The 19,662-nt window shown below is 47.2% G+C and carries 13 protein-coding genes; 6 read left to right on the top strand and 7 right to left on the bottom strand.

Annotated features, from left to right (window positions below):
• Positions 1-2 precede the first annotated feature (2 nt).
• Together ABDW33_RS15000 and ABDW33_RS14995 are read left to right on the top strand one after the other, a co-directional pair.
• A complete protein-coding gene (locus tag ABDW33_RS15000; RefSeq protein WP_343690885.1) occupies positions 3-1,487 on the top strand; it encodes a DNA polymerase Y family protein in 1,485 nt (494 codons plus the stop codon).
• The gene (locus ABDW33_RS14995) at positions 1,487-4,597 is read left to right on the top strand and encodes an error-prone DNA polymerase (RefSeq protein ID WP_343690884.1); all 3,111 of its coding nucleotides are present in this window, start codon (positions 1,487-1,489) and stop codon (positions 4,595-4,597) included. Before ABDW33_RS15000 ends, ABDW33_RS14995 begins: the two co-directional genes overlap by 1 nt.
• Here ABDW33_RS14995 and ABDW33_RS14990 read toward each other — a convergent pair.
• Positions 4,590-5,429 carry a pentapeptide repeat-containing protein gene (locus tag ABDW33_RS14990; protein ID WP_343690883.1) on the bottom strand — a complete coding sequence of 280 codons (840 nt, stop codon included), beginning with the start codon at positions 5,427-5,429 and terminating at the stop codon, positions 4,590-4,592. The two genes, ABDW33_RS14995 and ABDW33_RS14990, sit on opposite strands and share 8 nt — an antisense overlap.
• 365 nt (positions 5,430-5,794) lie before the next feature.
• Between ABDW33_RS14990 and ABDW33_RS14985 the strand changes: the two genes are divergently transcribed.
• The gene (locus tag ABDW33_RS14985; protein WP_343690882.1) at positions 5,795-7,435 is read left to right on the top strand and encodes an FAD-dependent oxidoreductase; all 1,641 of its coding nucleotides are present in this window, start codon (positions 5,795-5,797) and stop codon (positions 7,433-7,435) included.
• Positions 7,436-7,613: 178 nt separating this feature from the next.
• On the opposite strand, the gene ABDW33_RS14980 is transcribed toward ABDW33_RS14985, so the two are convergent.
• Together ABDW33_RS14980 and ABDW33_RS14975 are read right to left on the bottom strand one after the other, a co-directional pair.
• Complete coding sequence (locus ABDW33_RS14980) at positions 7,614-8,081, bottom strand: hypothetical protein (RefSeq protein WP_343690881.1); 468 nt, start codon at positions 8,079-8,081, stop codon at positions 7,614-7,616.
• Positions 8,072-8,812 (bottom strand): hypothetical protein, encoded by a 741-nt coding sequence (locus ABDW33_RS14975; RefSeq protein ID WP_343690880.1) that lies wholly within the window; start codon positions 8,810-8,812, stop codon positions 8,072-8,074. The genes ABDW33_RS14980 and ABDW33_RS14975 overlap by 10 nt, the downstream gene beginning before the upstream one ends.
• A gap of 312 nt (positions 8,813-9,124) precedes the next feature.
• Between ABDW33_RS14975 and ABDW33_RS14970 the strand changes: the two genes are divergently transcribed.
• Entirely contained in the window at positions 9,125-9,607 is a 483-nt protein-coding gene (locus ABDW33_RS14970) for a GNAT family N-acetyltransferase (RefSeq protein WP_343690879.1), read from the top strand.
• Positions 9,608-9,723: 116 nt separating this feature from the next.
• On the top strand, positions 9,724-10,593 hold the full coding sequence (locus ABDW33_RS14965; RefSeq protein ID WP_343690878.1) for a DMT family transporter: 870 nt from the start codon (positions 9,724-9,726) through the stop codon (positions 10,591-10,593).
• A gap of 97 nt (positions 10,594-10,690) precedes the next feature.
• On the opposite strand, the gene ABDW33_RS14960 is transcribed toward ABDW33_RS14965, so the two are convergent.
• From ABDW33_RS14960 to ABDW33_RS14945, 4 genes are all read right to left on the bottom strand, one after another.
• On the bottom strand, positions 10,691-12,988 hold the full coding sequence (locus ABDW33_RS14960) for a GH92 family glycosyl hydrolase (protein ID WP_343690877.1): 2,298 nt from the start codon (positions 12,986-12,988) through the stop codon (positions 10,691-10,693).
• Positions 12,989-12,991: 3 nt separating this feature from the next.
• Positions 12,992-14,140, bottom strand: a complete 1,149-nt coding sequence (locus tag ABDW33_RS14955; RefSeq protein WP_343690876.1) for an MFS transporter — start codon at positions 14,138-14,140, stop codon at positions 12,992-12,994.
• A gap of 87 nt (positions 14,141-14,227) precedes the next feature.
• On the bottom strand, positions 14,228-15,340 hold the full coding sequence (locus tag ABDW33_RS14950) for a tannase/feruloyl esterase family alpha/beta hydrolase (RefSeq protein WP_343690875.1): 1,113 nt from the start codon (positions 15,338-15,340) through the stop codon (positions 14,228-14,230).
• 3 nt (positions 15,341-15,343) lie between these two features.
• Positions 15,344-16,498 carry a substrate-binding domain-containing protein gene (locus tag ABDW33_RS14945; protein WP_343690874.1) on the bottom strand — a complete coding sequence of 385 codons (1,155 nt, stop codon included), beginning with the start codon at positions 16,496-16,498 and terminating at the stop codon, positions 15,344-15,346.
• Positions 16,499-16,632: 134 nt separating this feature from the next.
• Here ABDW33_RS14945 and ABDW33_RS14940 point away from each other — a divergent pair, with 134 nt between their 5' ends.
• Positions 16,633-19,650, top strand: a complete 3,018-nt coding sequence (locus tag ABDW33_RS14940; protein WP_343690873.1) for a TonB-dependent receptor — start codon at positions 16,633-16,635, stop codon at positions 19,648-19,650.
• The last annotated feature ends 12 nt before the right edge of the window (positions 19,651-19,662 follow it).

Below are 19,662 nucleotides of genomic sequence, written 5' to 3'. Positions count from 1 at the left end.
TCATGACCAAACGTTATATCTCCATATGGTTCCGCCACCTCCTCACTGACTGGTACATCCGCAAGCATCCCGATGCCGGCGATTCTCCCCTCGTATTCAGCACCCAGCAACGCGGCAGGCAACTCATCCATGCCACCTCCCGTAAAGCCGAAAATACCGGTATTTACTGCGGCATGGCCGTAGCTGATGCCAAAGCCATCTACCCCCACCTCGTCATTACTCCCTATCCCCCGGATCAGGAACACCATCTCCTGACCGCCCTCGGCCAGTGGTGCATCCGCTACTCCCCCGTTGTTTCCATCGACCTCCCTGACGGCCTCCTCATCGACGCCTCCGGCTGCACACACCTCTGGGGAGGCGAACACAACTACCTTGCAGAAATTACCCTTAAACTCAGCGCCTATGGCTACGACGTACGCGCTGCCATGGCCGACACCATCGGTACTGCCTGGGCCGTAGCGCGCTATGGCAACGATGCCACGATAATACCCGGCGGCCTCGAACGGAAAGCTCTGCGCCCACTTCCTCCAGCTGCCCTGAGATTGGATGATACCCTTTTAACTAAATTACAGCAACTCGGTTTTCACAAGATCGAAGACTTCATCCATTTACCCATCAACGCACTCAAACGCCGGTTCGGCCAGGCTTTCATCCTCCGTCTTAAACAAGCCCTGGGCGGCGAACGGGAAGACATCCTTCCCCTCGGCATCCCTTCGGTGTACGAAGAAAGACTCTCCAGCCTGGATCCGATCAAAACGGCTAAAGCAATTACCATCGCCATTACCAGGCTCCTCGACGTCATTTGTTTCAAGCTACAACAGGAAGGAAAAGGCATCCGCACCGCCACCCTCACCTGCTATAGAATAGATGACCAGGTGGTGCAGATTTCCATCGGCACCAATGGCGCCTCTAATAATACCACGCACTTACTGAAATTATTCGAACTTAAAATACCATCGCTCGCACCCGGTCCAGGCATCGACCTCTTTATCCTGCAGGCTTTGCTCGTAGAAGATGTCATCTCCGAACAGGAAAAGATCTGGTCTGCCACCGGCTCTGCTGATAACAATATTACCAAACTTCTCGACCGCATCGAAAGCAAGATCGGCTCCGGCAGCATTCAACGCTACCAGCCCGCAGAACACTACTGGCCTGAACTCTCTATTCAGCCATTTACCGCTCCCAATGATCACCAACAGGTAAATGCACCCAGACCAGATAAACTACTTCCCCAACCACTTCCGATAGAAGTCACAGCGCCGATTCCCGATTATCCCCCTATGCTCTTCCGCTTCATGGGCCAGCTCCACGAAATCAAAAAAGCAGATGGTCCTGAACGCATAGAGCGGGAATGGTGGCTGGAGGATGGCGCGCACAGGGACTATTATATTGTAGAAGACGCCGCTGGCCGGCGCTACTGGATCTTCCGCCTGGGACACTATGCTGTCAGCCAGACACAATGGTTTATTCACGGATTTTTTGCTTAATGAAATACATCGAATTACAAATAACCAGCAATTTCAGTTTTCTCCGCGGCGCCTCTCATCCCGAAGAGCTCGTGGAGCAGGCCGCACTATATGGCTATCCCGTTATCGCTATCACAGATCATAATACACTCGCCGGTGTAGTGCGGGCACATGTCGCCGCCAAAGCCAAAGGCATGCGCATTATACCCGGTGCCACACTGGTATTGCAGGATGGCCCCAGCCTGCTCGCCCTGCCAACGGATAAAGCAGCCTATGGCCGCCTCTCCAGGCTCCTGACCACCGGCAATCTCAGAACAGAAAAAGGTAAATGCGAACTCTATAAAAATGATGTCTATACCTACCAGGAAGGTATCCAGTTCATCATCGTTCCACCACACGAATTGAATGATAAATTTGATTTTGACAATAATTTCAAACAAGCCGTCAAAGAATACAAAGCAGCATTCGGAACTTCACTATCCCTCGCCGCCGTACGTACCTACCAGGGCCTGGATCAGAAACGCTTCTTCCGGCTACATGAACTCTCCAGACAATACAACATCCCACTGATCGCTACCAATGACGTACACTATCATGAACAATCCCGTCGTGAGCTACAGGATGTGCTCACCTGCACCCGTGAAAAATGCACCATCACCCAGGCCGGCTTTAAACTGCACGCTAATGCAGAAAGATACATGAAAGCACCGGAAGAAATGATCCGCCTCTTCAGGCAATATCCCGAAGCCATCGACAGAACTATCGAAATTGCCAACGCCTGCCAGTTCTCACTGGATACCCTTGAATACATTTACCCCGAAGAGATCCTGGATAAAAACAAAACACCCCTCCAGCAACTAACAGACCTTGCCTGGCAGGGTGCCACCGAACACTTCGGAAATACCATCCCCGATTCTATCTCGAAAGCTATCAAACATGAACTCACCTTCATCGAAGAGATGAACTATGCGTCTTATTTCCTGACAGTGTACGACATTGTAAAATTCGCCCGCTCACAGGGGATTCTTTGCCAGGGAAGAGGCTCTGCTGCTAACTCTACTATCTGCTACTGCCTCGGCATCACCGCCGTCGATCCTACCAAATTCGATCTCCTGTTCGAACGCTTCATTTCTTCTGCACGCAACGAACCTCCTGATATCGATGTCGATTTTGAACACGAACGCCGCGAAGAAGTGATCCAATACATCTATAATAAATATGGCAGGAACAGGGCCGCAATTGTAGCCACCGTTACTCAACAGCATTTAAAAGGAGCACTCCGCGATGTAGGCAAAGCCATGGGCCTCTCCGTAGATACACTACAACAACTCTCCAAAGCGGTTAACAGGCACACCGATACCTTCGATGAACAACTACTGATAGAACAGGGCCTGAACCCGGACGACCCGAACCTGCGTAAAGTCGTGGCACTCACGAATCAGATGATCGGGTTCCCCCGTCAGTTAGGTCAACATACCGGCGGGTTTATCATCACCCAGGACCAACTTACCGACCTTTGTCCTATTCTCAATGCACGCATGGAAGACCGGACAAATATCGAATGGAATAAAGACGATATCGAAGCGTTAGGTTTTCTAAAGATTGATATTCTCGCACTCGGTATGCTCACCTGTATCCGCAAAGCATTTGTACTTGCCAGGGAGCATTATGGATTACAACTCACCCTCGCGAACATCCCGCAGGATGATCCCCGTGTGTATGAAATGATCAGCAATGCAGATACGATTGGTGTCTTCCAGATCGAAAGCAGGGCACAGCAATCCATGCTGCCACGCTTACGCCCTAAAACTTTTTACGACCTGGTGATCGAAGTCGCCATCGTACGTCCCGGACCTATCCAGGGAGATATGGTACACCCTTATTTAAGAAGACGCAATGGGGAAGAAGCCGTGGAGTACCCATCCAAAGAACTGGAAGAGATACTGGGTAAAACGCTCGGTGTGCCGCTTTTCCAGGAGCAAGCCATGAAGATTGCCATCGTGGCTGCCGAATTCACACCTGCCGAGGCAGATCTGCTTAGGCGTAGCATGGCCACCTTTAAAGCTAAAGGACAAGTCACCCAGTTCGAAAAGAAACTCATAGACGGCATGGTTAAAAATGGCTACAAACCAGCATTTGCACAACGCGTATTCCGCCAGCTGGAAGGCTTTGGGGCATACGGGTTCCCCGAATCACATGCTGCCAGTTTCGCACTGCTGGTGTACGTCTCTTCCTGGTTAAAATGCTTCTACCCGGATGTATTTGCCAGCGCTATCCTGAACAGCATGCCCATGGGATTTTATCAACCCGCACAAATCGTATCAGACGCCCGCAACCATGGCGTAGAAGTAAGACCAGTAGATATCAACCACTCCAGTTGGGATAATACCCTGGAAGAAAAATCCGGCCTATACTGTGCCATGCGATTGGGCTTCCGGCAGGTAAGCGGCTTGCGGGAAAATGACATCAACCTACTCGTTCAACACCGGGCAGCAGGCTATACCTCCATCAATCAACTATACGATGCAGGCCTCCAGCTCTCTACGCTGGAAAAACTCGCCAACGCGGATGCCTTCCGTTCTATCGGTTTAGACAGGAGGAAAGCCCTCTGGGAAGTATCCGCCCTACACGACCATCCCATCGCATTGTTCGCAGGCCAGCCTTCTGAAACCGCCTATGAAGCACAGATAACACTACCGCTGATGAGTATGCCGGAACATGTAGTACAGGATTACGCCACCACCTCCCTATCTCTCAAAGCACACCCGGTTAGCTTTCTCAGGGAACAATTGTCTGCCTTACACATTCTCACCACACAGGAGGTCAATAATGCCGTCAATGGTATACCCGTAAAAGTAGCAGGACTCGTACTCGTAAGACAACGCCCCGGCACGGCCTCCGGCGTATGTTTCATCACGATAGAAGATGAAACCGGGTGTTGTAACCTGGTGGTCTTCCAGCATATTTTCACCCGGTTTAAAAGTGATATCACACAGTCGAAATTATTGATGGTAGAAGGTATGTTACAAAGAGAGGGACAGGTGGTACATGTGATTGTCAGCAAGTGTTATAACTTTTCGAAGTTACTCCGGAATATGACCGTCATTCCCGGCTCCAGGGATTTTAAATAGTTTCCTGCAAATTGATGCCAGCCAGGTCTACCTGCCCGTTCTTCAAAAATTCATACGTCATTCTATCGACCTTACAATCGACAAATCTGATCTTATTTAAGCGCCGGGACTTAAAAAATGTATTCACCAGTGTCACTTGTTGAAAGGTCACCCTGGAGAAATTGCAGTTGTCAAATACACAATCTTCTACCAGGCCTTCAAAAACCATCTCATTCAGGTCCGTTCCTTTAAAAGTAGTACCACTAAACACGGCGCCCGCCAGGGGTATCTTTTGTAAGTAGCACGACGTAAACACGGTACCTGTAAAATCTGCACCGGAAAAATCACAGTCTTTAATATAACAACCCACCAATTCTGTTCCCCGCAGGCCACAATCCTTAAAAACATCATTGATTACATAACACTTCTCCCACACCCCATCATCAAAAGTGGCCCCCCTCAAATCACAGCGGTCAATACTATTTCCTTTCAGATGAACACCCGTTAACGCTGCACAAATGAACTTAGACCTGAGCATATTGGAAGTACTGAACTTTTCATGTATGTTCTTAATCCCTGAAAAATCCGCATCTACCCAATCACCAAGAGACATATCCCAGGTCGGCCTGGCTTTTTCTTTTTCCTTTGGCACAAACACCGGTTCACTTTCTGAAAAATAATTCAGGTCCACATCTAATATCTCTGCCAACCGGTTCATGGTCGAAATATCCGGAATAGATTCATCCCGTTCCCACTTTCCAACCGCCTGTGGAGTAATAAATAACTGTTTTGCCAACTGGGCCTGGGTCATGTTCATTTTCCTGCGGGCCTGCGCAATTTTGTCTCCAATCATAATGTAGTTTTTTTTGATACAGCTAAGGTATGTGGGCGAAAAACAACTGCCGGTAAATTTAGCACAACTCCTGGTTGTTTTCGCACTACTTTCAGTTGTATTCAAGCCTATGGCGGACCAGCCGGCAACATTTCCCCGGAGGGAGCCCCTGGCAATCCCCCAAAGGCATCATATGCACTATACTTTTTTGCATCAAACTTATCTTCACCCTGATATCATGCCTTCTCCCATATCACAACATGATAAAAGTCATCAGGGTACAGAATTATAACTATGTGTAACAAAAGTTACTTTCAGCATCTTCGCCGGATGATAGTTTTGTCGCCAGATGAAAACTATTTTATTAATAACCACCATTTTACATTATGAAGTATCTGATTATTGGCGCAGTGGCAGGAGGCGCATCAACTGCAGCCCGGTTGCGAAGATTAGATGAGCATGCTGAAATTATCATTTTTGAAAAAGGGGCTTATATCTCCTATGCGAACTGCGGTCTGCCCTACTATATCGGCGATGTGATCAGGGACAGGAACAAACTTTTTGTACAAACTGCCGCATCTTTTTCAAAACGCTTTAATATCGATGTAAGGGTCAATTCCAGGGTAACAGATATTGATACCGAGGCACAAACAGTGGAAGTCTTTCACGAGCCATCGGGAGAAACTTACGAAGAATCTTACGACAAACTGGTGATCGCCGTAGGCGCAGAACCCATCCGCCCGCCCCTGCCCGGTATCGATGGCGAAGGTATTTTCACCCTCAGGAATGTCGTAGACACAGATAAGATTAAACACCACATCTCACAGGCAAATATCAAAAAAGCAGTCATCGTAGGTGCCGGCTTTATTGGCCTGGAGATGGCGGAAAATATACACGGCCTGGGCATCGAAGTGGAGATCGTGGAAATGGGAGCGCAGATACTGGCACCTGTAGATTTCCCGATTGCAGCGATCATACAGCAACATATCCGTAAAAAAGGCATTACCCTCCACCTCAATACAGCCGTGACCTCAGTCAGCAAAAATGAAGTCACGCTGAATAACCGCGATGTGATAAACACTGATATAGTGATTCTCAATATCGGAGTAAAACCAGACCTGCAACTCGCTGCCGCAGCAGGTTTGGAAACCGGCAGGGGCATCATAGTCAACGAATACCTGCAAACCTCCGATCCGAATATATACGCCGTGGGCGACGTGATTGAATTTCGGAATCCGGTAACAGGAATCCCCACCATAACAACACTCGCCGGTCCTGCAAATAAACAGGGACGTATACTGGCCAATAACCTGGTATATGGAAATACACAAAAGTATAACGGATCTATCAATACAGCCATCCTGAAGGTATTTGATATGACGGTGGGTACCACCGGCATTGCGTCCAAACACCTGAAGACCGCAGAAATCGAGCATTTTGTCAGCACGACACACGGCATGTCACATGCAGGGTATTATCCCGGCTCCAGACAAATGACGATTCAGATCGCTTTCAAACCAGCAAACGGACAGTTAATCGGCGCCCAGATCGCGGGCTATGACGGCGTTGATAAACGACTGGATGTCTTTTCCTCGCTCATTCAACAAGGTAAAACTATTTACGACCTCATTGAATTTGAACAGGCCTATGCGCCACCTTATTCTTCTGCAAAAGATCCGATCAATATAGCTGGGATGGTGGCAGAAAATATCCTGCTGAAACGCCTGCAGGTGGTCTATTGGGACGACCTGGAAAACCTGGATTTCTATGAAGATGCGCTGATTGATGTACGTACACCGGATGAATTTGAAATGGAACATGTAAAAGGGGCGGTAAATATTCCACTGGATGACCTACGGGGCAAACTATCCACCATTCCGCGGGACAAAGACCTCTACATTTACTGCGAAGCAGGACTAAGAGGGTATTTAGCACAACGGATCCTGTTACAAAATGGGTTCAGCAGGGTATGGAACATGTCTGGCGGATTCAGAACCTGGAAGATCTGCTCGAAAGAAAGTGAATAAAGCAATGCCCTTTCTATACATCCATCAGCACATTAAAACTGCATCATAAGTGCACCATAAGTGCACCTCAATATCGAATTGATATTGAAGTGCACTTATGGTGACGTATTAGTACTCATTTAATGTACTATTGGTTCTAACGCTATGGTATAATCAGGAGCACCTCATTATACGATAATTACCCTGGCAACACGACCTTCAGCCAGGTTTCCACTTCCTGTACCAATCTCAAAACGTTATTGCCCTGGCAATGTGCATCGGCACCTGTTTCGGCACCAAGCGTAATGAGCTTTTTCTGATCATTTCCTATCGCATCGTGCCATTCTTTAGTTTGTTTCTTCCATACAGCACCTTCCTGCATTCCCAGTACAGACATAAATGGTATTTTCACCAGCTTTGGATCTACCGCATTATTATCCCATTTTTCTACCAGTTCCGTTACGTCTTTAACACCCGCTTTCCATAGAAGTACCCGGAAGTTATTAGCAGCGGCAGCAGACTCCGGTACTCCCGAAGCCAATTGTCTACGTACACCTGCAAACAATTCCCCGGGATTATAAAGAGCCGGTGTCGCAATCACAGCGGCCAGTCTGGGTTCATAAGCTGCAGCGCGACAAGCGAAATAGCCGCCCAAACTCATCCCCAAAGCACCAGCTTTTTTGTGTCTACATTAAATTTTTCAATGAGGGTATCCACTACCGCACGTATTGAATTTTCGGTGTGTTGCTCCCAATAAAGTCCCTGACCAGGCACCAGCCCCTGTCCGGGCAAATCTGCCAGCGCTAAAGAGTAGCCTCTATCCAGATAATAACGACCTTGAGATAAAAAACGGTCTTCATGACAGGTATCCGCCCCGCCAATGATTAAAATTGTAGGGGCATTGCTATCTGCTGATTGATAAAAGTGTCCGGGCAATTCTCCACCTCCATAAGAAACAGAAAATTTGGTAGCTGGCAGCTGAAGCTCTCTCATTGCTAAATCAAAATATTTCTGGCTGCTTCGAAATAGATGATCAAATCGTTTACCAGGAACTACAAACTGCCATGCAGAGCGATAGGCAGCAAAAGCCCTTAAATGAATTTCACCGGCAGCTCTGACATTTTTCTTTTGTAACCAGATCTCACTTTGCGCTATCAATACTTCGGCTTGTCTTTCAAAAGCAGCCGCCCAGGAATCAGGATTGCCATCTTCGATCTGTGATGCCACGTAGAAAGCTTCACCTACCGACAAACCACCTGCCGCACCCCAGCTGAGCGCTCCCAGAAAAAAAAGGTCCATATTCGGATCATCAAAACGGTACCGTTGGGTCAATCTCTGAGTTGAATAATCCACACGGCCGTCAGGTTGATTGGTAGAACTTTCATTTTGCGATTTCATAATAATCCTGCTTTTAATTGTAAATGATATAACAAAATTGATAGTATCTTTACTATTAAAATAGCCCTGGAACAACTAAAAATAGTCGTAAAAATTAAGCAGGAAAGTAAACGCAGCCTTCTTGTTTTTCAAACCTATTCCAAAGCCTTAGCAAACGTGACCAGATTAAATTTCAAAAGTTGCTATTTATAAGGTCAAAGAAACATTGATCTCATCGGGGGAACTGGTCGAAATCGCAGGAATGAGCATTAACAAAATGCGAAACCAAATAAATATGATACCTTTATTTACATAAATGCCTGATCGTAAACAATGAAACTTAGAATCGCCACGCTTACGGACCTTGACGCTATTACTGCCCTTGAGAAAACCTGTTTCCCGCCAAATGAAGCCGCTACCCGCGAATCCTTCATCCAACGTCTTCAATCTTTCCCTGATCATTTCTGGATCCTGGAAAAAGAAGGACAGCTGATCGGCTTCATCAATGGTATGGTGACAAACTATGAAACCATCCGGGATGAGATGTTCGCTCATGCGAACCTGCATAATGATGATGGGAAATGGCAAAGCATATTCGGCCTGGCTGTCGCGCCCGCATTCAGAAAACAGGGCTATGCAGGAAGGTTAATAGATCACTTCGTAGAAAAAGCGAGAACAGATAAAAGAACAGGTCTCACGCTGACATGCAAGGAGCACCTCGTACCTTATTATGCAAAATTCGGTTTCACGGACCGGGGAATATCCGCTTCTGTACATGGTGGAGAAACCTGGCATGATATGACACTTACATTATAATCGTCCTCCCGTTCCTGTCAGCAACTGCCGGATGGTAAATGTAAAAATGATAAAATATATCTTTGCACCCGCTAAAATGGGCAGACGATATCATGATGAAAATATGAAATAGTATAATGGAGAAAAAAAGTCTGTTCCTTATCTTATTAATTTTAGGCTGTTCCTTCTGGGGTATCTCCTACCCTGTCACGAAGCTCGCCGTGGGCAATCTTTCCCCTAACACCTTTTTATTTTACAGGTTCCTGCTGGCAACGGTGGTACTTTGCTTTGTCTTCCAAAAAAGTATGAAGGAGTCAGACAAAGTCACCATCTTCATGGGTATAAAACTGGCCATTCCCTTGCTGGTTGGTATTCACCTGCAAACACTGGGTTTGAAGTATTCTTCTGCCTCACAATGCTCACTGATAGCCAGTACCTGTGTAGTAATTGTACCTGTTATGAAAGTGGCCTTCTTTAGAAAAAAGGTCGCTTTGAAGATCTGGATAGCCGCATTGATGGCATTGGCAGGGACAGCTGTGATTTCCCTGAAAGGAGATTTTAAAGTAAGTATAGGCGACCTGTACACGACAGCAGGATCCTTTGGGTTTGCCGTATATCTGATCAATGTAGAGCGATATACCGCGCGAAGGAATATTGTGCCGACAATCGTACCAATGTTTGCAACCTGTACGGTTATTACATTCATCATTTCATTATTGGATACTTCGGCTAACTGGCAACCTGAAAGCAATGTATTCTGGCTGGGAATTATTTATTGTGCTTTCTTCTCCACCGCATTTATGTATTCCGTATCTAATATGGCCCAGCGATATATCAGTGCAGAAAAGGTAGCTATTATCTACCTGTTTGAACCGGTGTTTGCGGCCTTCTTTGCTTACCTCATTCTGGATGAAAGCTTATCCATGCGGTTGCTGATTGGTGGATTATTGATTTTTGGCGCTACGATTATTTCAGAAATAAAATTTAAAAAGAGGTCGTCTGAATAGTAAATGGCAGCCGGGTGCCGGAAGGAACGAAAATTTAAATAAATAATTATTCCAACATCCGGATTACTTTCCTGACAACCTCTTTTGTACTTTGAAATTACAAGTGTGGCTGTGCACCCATCTTCAGATGAAGTGTGCCACCATTTACCACATCCTGATAAGGGATGCTATCCGCTGGTTTACTGTTTAAGCTGGATTCCTGTATGTAGATATTGTCCTTACTGTTATTTTCTACAGTAATTACAAAAGGCTTTTTTTCACCATTGATCGTGATCTTGTCAAACAAAGGACTTGCCAGCTGAAATGACGCACCTGGTGCTGTCAATCCCTTTACATCGAACAGGCCAATGCCTGCCAGTACATACCAGGCACCCATTTGTCCCTGATCTTCGTCCTGACCATAACCATAGCCATGAATACCATCTGTACCGTAAAACTCATTGCAGATAGCGCGTACCCATTTCTGTGTCAGGTCTGGTCTGCCGGAAAAATTGAACAACCAGGAGATGTGCAGGTTAGGTTGGTTTCCCTGGTTATATAATCCTTTCAGCCCCGCAAATGCATCGATCTCCTTACCACCGCCAAAAATATTCTCCTGGGAAATAGTGAAGATGCTGTCAAGACGACGGTTAAAAACGTCTTTCCCGATCAGGCTTACCAATTGCTCAGGTGCATGTGGTACAAAGAAAGTATACTGCCATGCATTCCCTTCCTGAAAACCGACCCATGGCGCAGCAGGATCAAAGTTCTTGATAAACTCACCGTTGATATCCCGGGGATGGATAAACCTGGTAGCAGAATCGTACAGGAGCTTCCAGCCTTCAGAAAGTTTAATCAGTTGTTCGTAGTCCTGTGTTTTGCCCAGGGCTTTTGCAAACTGTGCAACTGCATAACTGCTGAAGCTATATTCCAGTGTATGGGAGGTACCGAACATAGAACCTTCAGTGGTCAGTTCCCGGGTAGTCTGATCATCGCTGTTGATATAAGGGCAGAAGCCTCTTTTCACAAAAGCACCTACATCCATTTTACCCGCGCCGGGCACCCTGTTCATATATCCGATCTCGTTTTTCAGCGCAGCTTCATACGCAAGGTTGATATCAAAGTCGCGGATACCAATATTGTAAGCAGCAGCGATTACCAGGCCTGTAAAGTTGGTACCCACACCAGATACATATTTACCGGCAGCCAGTCCATCCGCCAGCCAACCGGTTTCTTTGTAGATAAGTAACTGACCTTTGATGAAGTCTGCATAATATTCCGGGTAAGCAATAGCCCATACTGGTGTCAGGTTCCAGTAACCGCCCCAGATGGCATCTGTATTATAAAAAGCATGATCTGCCCTGCCGATCGAACCGTCGTTTTTGGGATAGGCGCCATTGACATCACTGGCCAACCCCCTGCCTGATAACGCGTGGAAGAGCCCCGTATAGAATTTCACCTTGTCGGTTTCCTGCCCGCCTTCTACTGCGATGCGACCCAGTTTTTCATTCCATTGGTTGAGAGCTTTGGCTTTTGCCTGGTCGAAGGTGAGGTCGTTTGCTTCCGCCTGAAGGTTCAACCTCGCATTCTCAACAGAGGTATAAGATAACCCGACTTTTATATTTACCTGTTCATTGGCAGTCGTTTTAAAAGTAAGGTACATGCCCGCACCTTTACCTTTCACTTCTTTGTTATCCGGGGTAACCATGCTGTCGATAAAGGTGCCATATGCAACAGGCTCCTTATCCAGTACAGCAGAAAAATACATGGGTACGGTGGCGGATGCCTGGTATTTCTTTACATATTCCGGTTTGGTGATCACGTACCCTTCAATGCGGTTACCCGTTACGAGTTTTACCTGAGCATCCACTACAGGACCACTTTCCCCCATGCGGTGCCCGATATCAAAAATGATGTGAGCGGAGTCTGATGCCGGGAAAGTGTACCTGTGAAAACCAACCCTGGCAGTAGCCGTGAGCTCAGCCCTGATGTGATAGTCTTTTAGCAGCACGCTGTAATAACCGGCAGTAGCAGTTTCGTCCTTGTGATCAAAGCGGGAACGGTAGCCGCTTTCCGGATCTTCCATTTTGCCCGGCGTCGTTTGCAGCTGACCGACGGTGGGTGCAAATACAACACCACCTACCTGAAACTCATGGAAGTTAGGAAAGCCTTCTATGGAGGTATGACGTTCATCATATCCAACCGCTTCCCACCCATCTTTGTTTCCGTAACTACCATTCGTGGAAGGCGCCAGTTTAGCCATACCAAAAGGAACTGCGGCTGGCGTGTAGAAAAAATAACGGCTATGAGCAGTGCCGATGTTTGGATGTACGAATTTTGTATAGTCTTCTCTAAGTGGCTCTGTTCCTTTACATGCAGCAAATAAGCATAGGGACAGGTAAAAAAATCTTTTCATTTTCTAATGTAATTTGTGCATCGTCGTACCATACGCGATGGAAATAAATAAAAACAGCAATGCGCAACAGCCAAAGGCTGCTGACAGTGATACGTGGTGTGCTATGAACCCTAAGATGGCGGGACCGGCCAGTTGACCGGCATACCCTATTGTACTGATGGCCGGAATCGCCACGGTTGCCGGTACCTCCCGCAGGTGACCACCATCAGTAAAGAAAACAGGTACGATATTGGCCGCGCCAATACCCAATAATATGAAGCCCGGCAATACAAGATAAAGTGTAGAACTTAGTATGGCTAATAATAAGCCGGCAGCTGCGACTACGCTCCCTCCCACCACAATGATCCGGCTGCTGAATTTCTCCACGAGCCCGTCTCCCAAAAGCCGCATTACCGCCATGGCAACAGAAAAGGCAGCATAACCGGCACCGCTGAATGCGGCAGGCATTCCCTTATGATCACGGAGGTACACAGCACTCCAGTCGAGCATCGCACCCTCAGAGAGAAATGCTGAAAAACACATGATGCCCAGGAAGATGATACTGCCACGCAACCAGGCGTATCTGTCTGCCTGAACTACCTTTCCCGTTGAAACAGGTGTTTCTTTTTCTAAAAGATATTGATGTTGAAAAAGTGAAATAAGGATTAATAAGATCGAAATACAGATGGCAGCATGTAGCGGCTCAAGTCCGCCTTTTACGAGGAAGCCCAGCCCCAGTGAACCGGCAAGCCCTCCAACGCTGAATAAGCCGTGGAGAGACGACATGATCTTTCTGCCATAAAGTTGCTGGACCTGTACCCCCTGCGCATTCATGGCAACGTCGACAGAGCCTGCTGCAGCCCCGAATAAAAAGAGTAATACAGCCATCAGGTATACATCGTGTACAACAAGGAGAAGTGGGAGAAAAAGCGCCATGAAAAGCGAGGAAATGGTAATGACAATCCGGCTGCCAAACTTATTGATAAGGATACCGGTAACCGGCATGATAAGCAGCCCCCCGAAACCAAGAAATAACAGCAAAAGTCCTAAGTGCCCTTCATGGAATCCAAGACGGTCTTTGGCATAAGGAACCATGGGCGCCCAGCTGGCAATACCTAATCCACAGACAAGAAATATTAATTGCGTGGCACGGCGTGCCCGGCTTAATTGCATATTAAGAAAGTTGAGACCCGAATAAAAGGCAATAATATGCAATTATGCACACAGTCGCAAGGCGATGCTTTCAATTACCCCTTCCTGTTACATCCGATCGGGCACAATACCATCTTCGACCCATTGCACAATCCGCTCCACTTCTATACCTGACGAGCAATGACACATACCGGGGATCAGGAAATATTTAAAAAATTCTTCTCTTCCCTTTACCTGTTCATAATATTTCATGGCATCACATGCAGGCACTAAACTGTCATCTTTTCCTGTATACATGATCAGTTTGCCGCCTGCGTTTTTAAACCGGGTTAGATCCGGGGTAGTGGCATTCAGCACCGGGGCCAGCAGCGAATCTACTACAGCTGCATCCTTATCGAAATCAAAACGGCTGTAGTCGTAGTCCGCACCAAATACCCAGCGGAAAGGATACAGGAATACCTCGCTACTCAATACGCCGATGCCACCATCCGACTTTTCTGTTCCTGCTGGTACACCGCAATAGATCTGTTCTCCTGTACGGGGATTCACAGGACCTTTGTGAACCTTTTGTAAGGCGGCCTCCTGTAAGGTGTTTAAATGCGTGAAATCGGCAGCAGGAAATAAACCTTTTGTGACCAGGTAATTGTACAGCAACTGCATGTGTAAATGCGTTCTGTTATTTGCCGGTGCACCTGCTATAATGCCGTTGTAATCTAACGGGTAGCGCTGGGCTTCCATCAGGGCCTGTTGCCCACCGGTACTACAACCCCAGAAATAGGCATGGTGGGGTGGTCTTCTGTAATAGGCCGTTACAATCTGTTTACCAATTTCCGTCATCAGGTGCGTGGCGCGATAGCCAAAATCGGCCCAGCGCGCCGGCTGGTGAATAGCCTCATCTACGCCATTCGAGGTACCCAGGTCTGTATTGGCCGTAGCAAAACCCCGCTGTACACCATACGCTAACTTATCTGTAATGATCCTGCCCCCGCTCCCCCCGTTACCAGTTCCCAGAAAACGTCCATTCCAGCCCTTTTTAGGCATCCAGACCTGCACTTTGATGTTAGGCTTCAACGTGACCGCAACCAGGCAATAATCGTCTCCTACATCATGAATATTATCAATTGTCAACTCCTGTATATGAAGGGCCAGTATCTGCTGTCGCAGTTCAAGACTATCGGGCTGCTGCATGATGCCCATTAGAAACGCTAATACATAATGCATGATCTACTTTTTTGATGATTCCCGCACGATCAGTGTCGTTTTTAAACTTTTCTTTTCCGGCACGTATGCATCTCCTTTCTTTATCGCTTCCAGCAGGATACCTGCGGCCGACCGGCCAATATCTGCTACCGGCTGCTGCACGGTGGTCAATGCCGGCTCTATCACTTCCCCGCTTGGTTCATTGCTAAAACCAACAATACCCAGTTCTGAGGGGATCTTTATTTTCCGCTTCTTGGCTAGTAACATTAACTGGATCGCCACCGGATCATTTACGCAAAACACAGCATCCGGCGGATGCTTCAGATCCAGCAATTGTTCTGCACAGGTGATCGCGTCTTTTTTCGACAAATTACAATGCACGACCAGTTCTTTCTTAAAAGGCAACTTGTATTTTGCCAGGGCATCTTTATATCCTCTCAATCGATTATGTGTGATCAGTAATGCCGGCGGCCCGCCAATGTGCGCAATATTTTTATACCCGTTTTTAATGAGATGTTCTACGGCCTTCAATGCACCTTCATAATCATTCACCAATACCTTCGAGGTATCCATCTCATCACATACCCTGTTGAAAAATACCACGGGAATTCCATGCTTCTCAAAAGCCTTGAAATGATCAAACTTCTTCGTCTCTCTCGTCATTGAAATCAGCACACCATCTACCCGGTTTGCCAGCAACACATGTGCATTGGCGACTTCGGTTTTGTACGATTCCTGTGATTGACAGATAATCACATTATACCCCGCCTCCGCTGCCACCTGCTGGGCGCCCATAATAATAGTCGGAAAGAAATAAGTGAGGAACTCCGGTACGATAATGCCAATCGTATTACTCTTGCTTTTTACAAGGCTCTTTGCTAACAGGTTGGGCTGGTAGTCCAGTTGCCGCGCCATTTCCAGCACGGCCGCTTTTGTACCGGGATTGATATCACCATGTTCATGCAATGCCCTGGACACTGTCGACTTGGAAATGTTCAGCGCCCTTGCAATGTCAACGATGGTCGTCATGTGCTTCTTATGCTGTTTCAGGTCGGCCATCGTTTCATCCGGCAATGTAAAATAGATATTACAATCCTTACAATAATACCGTTGTTTGCCCCTTACTATACCTGACTTTGTGATCGCGTGCACGTGGTTGCACCGGATACATTTTATCATTCAGAATATTTAAAATTGATACATGCCTACCGGAATCGTTTGCGGTAGATTCCATTGTCCCAACTCTTCCATTGTTTAAGATTCTTCTATAACATTGCATTACCACTTATGAATCACGTAAAGATGTTCTCGTTATGAAAAAAACAAGCTGCTTGTTTTCACTCCTGTTATTTATACTCGTCCCACTATATATCCATGCGCAATCGCTGGTGCCGGTCATTTCCGGGAAAGTGGTGGATGAAAAAGGACAGGCATTACCCGGCGCCACGGTTGCTGTAAAAGGTACTTCCAGGGGAACTGTCACCAACAATGCCGGCATGTTCACGCTGAAAGATGTACCTGCCAATGCCCCCCTTCTTGTAACATTCCAGGGATATGAAAATACAACTTTTGACATCCTTGGGCGGTCTCAATTTACGATCACGCTGAAGGCCGATATCAGCAAACTGGGAGATGTGGTTGTAGTCGGCTATGGTACGCAGAAAAAGATCGCGTCCACCGGATCTATTGCCTCCATAAAAGGTGCAGACATTACCCAGACTCCGGTTACTAACGTAGCGCAGGGCCTTGCGGCGCGTATCCCCGGCGTACAGATCACGCAGAACAGCGCGGCCCCCGGTGGTAATATCAGCGTACGTATACGTGGTACCAATTCTATCAACGGTACTTCCGAACCGCTCTACATTATCGATGGTATCCAGATTTCCAATAGCGGGGGAGTAAGTGATGTCAGCCCCTTGTCTACCATCAATCCCAATGATATCGAATCTGTCGAGATCCTGAAAGATGCCTCGAGTACTGCCATCTATGGTGCCAGAGGTGCAAACGGCGTGGTACTCATCACCACCAAACGTGGAAAAAGCGGCGCCACCCGCGTGCAACTGGACATGTACAGGGGAATACAGAACATTACCAAAAAACTGCACATGCTCGATGCCTCGGAATTTGCAAAACTGGAAAACGATATCTATAACTCACCGATCTATACTGATCCTGCCGCTCTGGGTAAAGGAACTGACTGGCAGGATGTGATCTACAGGCAGGCCAGCATTCAGAATTACCAGGCGTCCGTGAGTGGTGGGTCAGACAAAACCCAGTTCTCTCTCTCAGGGAATTACTTCGGTCAGGAAGGTATCATTATTTCCTCGGATTTCAAACGGTATTCGCTACGGACCACGCTCGATCATACGATCAGCCAGCATTTTAAAGTGGGGACGAGTTTGCTGACCAGTTACACCATCAATAATAATATTCCTACCGGTATCAATTCCATCGACGGGCCGTTAGTCACCCAAAGCATAGTAGGGGCTACGTTAGGTGCACCTCCTACCCTCGTGCCTTATAAACCGGATGGTTCCGTCTATCCGTTTGCCGACCAGTTCAATGGAAGATACCGGGAGGTCTCCAACCCCGCAGGCCTTGCGCAGATCACGTCTCGCAATACCATCCGGCGTACGCTGGCAAATGTATACGGGGAAGCGAAGATTGTGAGCGGACTCACCTATCGGGCTTCTTTTAATGCAGACATGGGAAATACCCTGAATGATTATTATGCGCCGATTTATATACTGGGTAAAGCGGAGGTCAATGCCAATTCAGGTACAGCTGCCAAAGGGAATGTAAATACGACCAACTGGCTGCATGAAAGCGTGCTTACCTACAACCATGATTTTGGCGCACACAATGTGAAGTTCACCGGTGTATATGCCATCCAGGGTAACCTGTACAATGATAATTCCATTAATGCCAATGGATTTCCTAACGATGCTACTGCTAATGAAGCTGTTCAGCTGGCTGTAAACAGAACTGTGAGCAGCTACCGGTCCAGGGAAGCTCTCAACTCTTACATGGGGCGCGTGAACTACGGCTATAGCAACAAATATTTCCTGGATATCACAGCACGTTATGATGGCGCTTCAAAGTTTGGCGAAAACCACAAATGGGGATTCTTCCCCGCTATTGCCGGCGCATGGCGGATAATAGAGGAACCCTGGCTAAAAGACAGCCGCGTGGTGAGCGATCTGAAATTAAGGGGGAGCTACGGACGAACAGGGAATGCAGGGGCCATCTCTCCTTATCAGTCACTCGCGCTGGAAGGATCGGGCAGTAATTATCAGTTCAATCATATCTATACCGTGGGTATCAGTCCATCAGGAATTCCCAATGTGGACCTGCGCTGGGAAAAATCGACACAAGCCAATATCGGCCTGGATGTGAGTTTCTTCGAAGACAGGTTAGGTATTACAGCAGACATTTATAATAAGAAGACGAAAGACCTCCTGTTTGTAAAGAACCTGCCGCTATCATCCGGGTATACTTCAATTACGGGCAACTTCGCCAGTATTCGTAACAAGGGGATTGAACTGGCAGTGAATGGCCGCATCCTGACCGGAAAGCTGAAATGGAATATGAACGCGAATGTGTCTGTGAACCGCAATGAATTGTTAAGCCTGGAAGGTGGTGTGAATGAATATGTGTTAAGTCCATATAGCGTACTCCGTGTGGGACAACCCCTGGGTATTTTCAAAACCTATGTATTCAATGGTATCTATCAGACCGGGGAAACGGTATTGCCCGGCAGTGGTAGCAGAACCGGTGGTGTAAAGGTAGCAGACCTGAACAAGGACGGACAGATCACCGGGGATGATCAGAAAATTACCGGGGATGCAAACCCGAAGTTCATCTTTGGACTGTCTTCTAATTTCAATTACCGCAATTTCGATCTGTCGTTCTTTATTGCAGGTGTACAGGGAAACAAAGTATTTAACCTGAGCAGGTACACCTTTGAGAACGGACTTGGTGGCCGGAACGTATTGGAAGGATTGGTAAACAGGTGGTCGCCTGCCAACCCCAATAATGAATACGCCAGTGGGTTCCAGGGCGGCCGATTGCCAATATCGGACCGCTTTATCGAAGATGGTTCCTATATCAGAATGAAGAATATCACCCTTGGGTACCGGTTGCCCAATATCAAATACGTCACAAGTGCAAGGGTCTATATCAGCAGTAATAATCTCTTTACCATCACCAAATATACAGGCTACGATCCGGAGGTCAACTCCTTTGGTGGCTCCAATACCCTGATAGGCGTGGACAACCTCGTTTATCCAATGGCAAGATCATTCCTCGTTGGTTTACAGGTAGGACTTTAAAAAACTACGATT

The sequence above is a fragment of the Chitinophaga sp. genome (assembly GCF_039596155.1).
In the GTDB taxonomy this organism is placed as follows: domain Bacteria; phylum Bacteroidota; class Bacteroidia; order Chitinophagales; family Chitinophagaceae; genus Chitinophaga.
The sequence above is the reverse complement of the archived record's forward strand: the minus strand, read 5'-3'. Positions and strand labels throughout refer to the sequence as shown.

What these genes read in the sequence shown, in the direction of transcription:
- ABDW33_RS14970 (WP_343690879.1), top strand. Translation starts at nt 9,125, where the DNA reads ATGAAACTTAGAATCGCCACGCTTACGGACCTTGACGCTATTACTGCC.
- ABDW33_RS14945 (WP_343690874.1), bottom strand. Translation starts at nt 16,498, where the DNA reads ATGATAAAATGTATCCGGTGCAACCACGTGCACGCGATCACAAAGTCA.
- ABDW33_RS15000 (WP_343690885.1), top strand. Translation starts at nt 3, where the DNA reads ATGACCAAACGTTATATCTCCATATGGTTCCGCCACCTCCTCACTGAC.
- ABDW33_RS14985 (WP_343690882.1), top strand. Translation starts at nt 5,795, where the DNA reads ATGAAGTATCTGATTATTGGCGCAGTGGCAGGAGGCGCATCAACTGCA.
- ABDW33_RS14965 (WP_343690878.1), top strand. Translation starts at nt 9,724, where the DNA reads ATGGAGAAAAAAAGTCTGTTCCTTATCTTATTAATTTTAGGCTGTTCC.
- ABDW33_RS14955 (WP_343690876.1), bottom strand. Translation starts at nt 14,140, where the DNA reads ATGCAATTAAGCCGGGCACGCCGTGCCACGCAATTAATATTTCTTGTC.
- ABDW33_RS14990 (WP_343690883.1), bottom strand. Translation starts at nt 5,429, where the DNA reads ATGATTGGAGACAAAATTGCGCAGGCCCGCAGGAAAATGAACATGACC.
- ABDW33_RS14950 (WP_343690875.1), bottom strand. Translation starts at nt 15,340, where the DNA reads ATGCATTATGTATTAGCGTTTCTAATGGGCATCATGCAGCAGCCCGAT.
- ABDW33_RS14940 (WP_343690873.1), top strand. Translation starts at nt 16,633, where the DNA reads ATGAAAAAAACAAGCTGCTTGTTTTCACTCCTGTTATTTATACTCGTC.
- ABDW33_RS14995 (WP_343690884.1), top strand. Translation starts at nt 1,487, where the DNA reads ATGAAATACATCGAATTACAAATAACCAGCAATTTCAGTTTTCTCCGC.
- ABDW33_RS14960 (WP_343690877.1), bottom strand. Translation starts at nt 12,988, where the DNA reads ATGAAAAGATTTTTTTACCTGTCCCTATGCTTATTTGCTGCATGTAAA.
- ABDW33_RS14975 (WP_343690880.1), bottom strand. Translation starts at nt 8,812, where the DNA reads ATGAAATCGCAAAATGAAAGTTCTACCAATCAACCTGACGGCCGTGTG.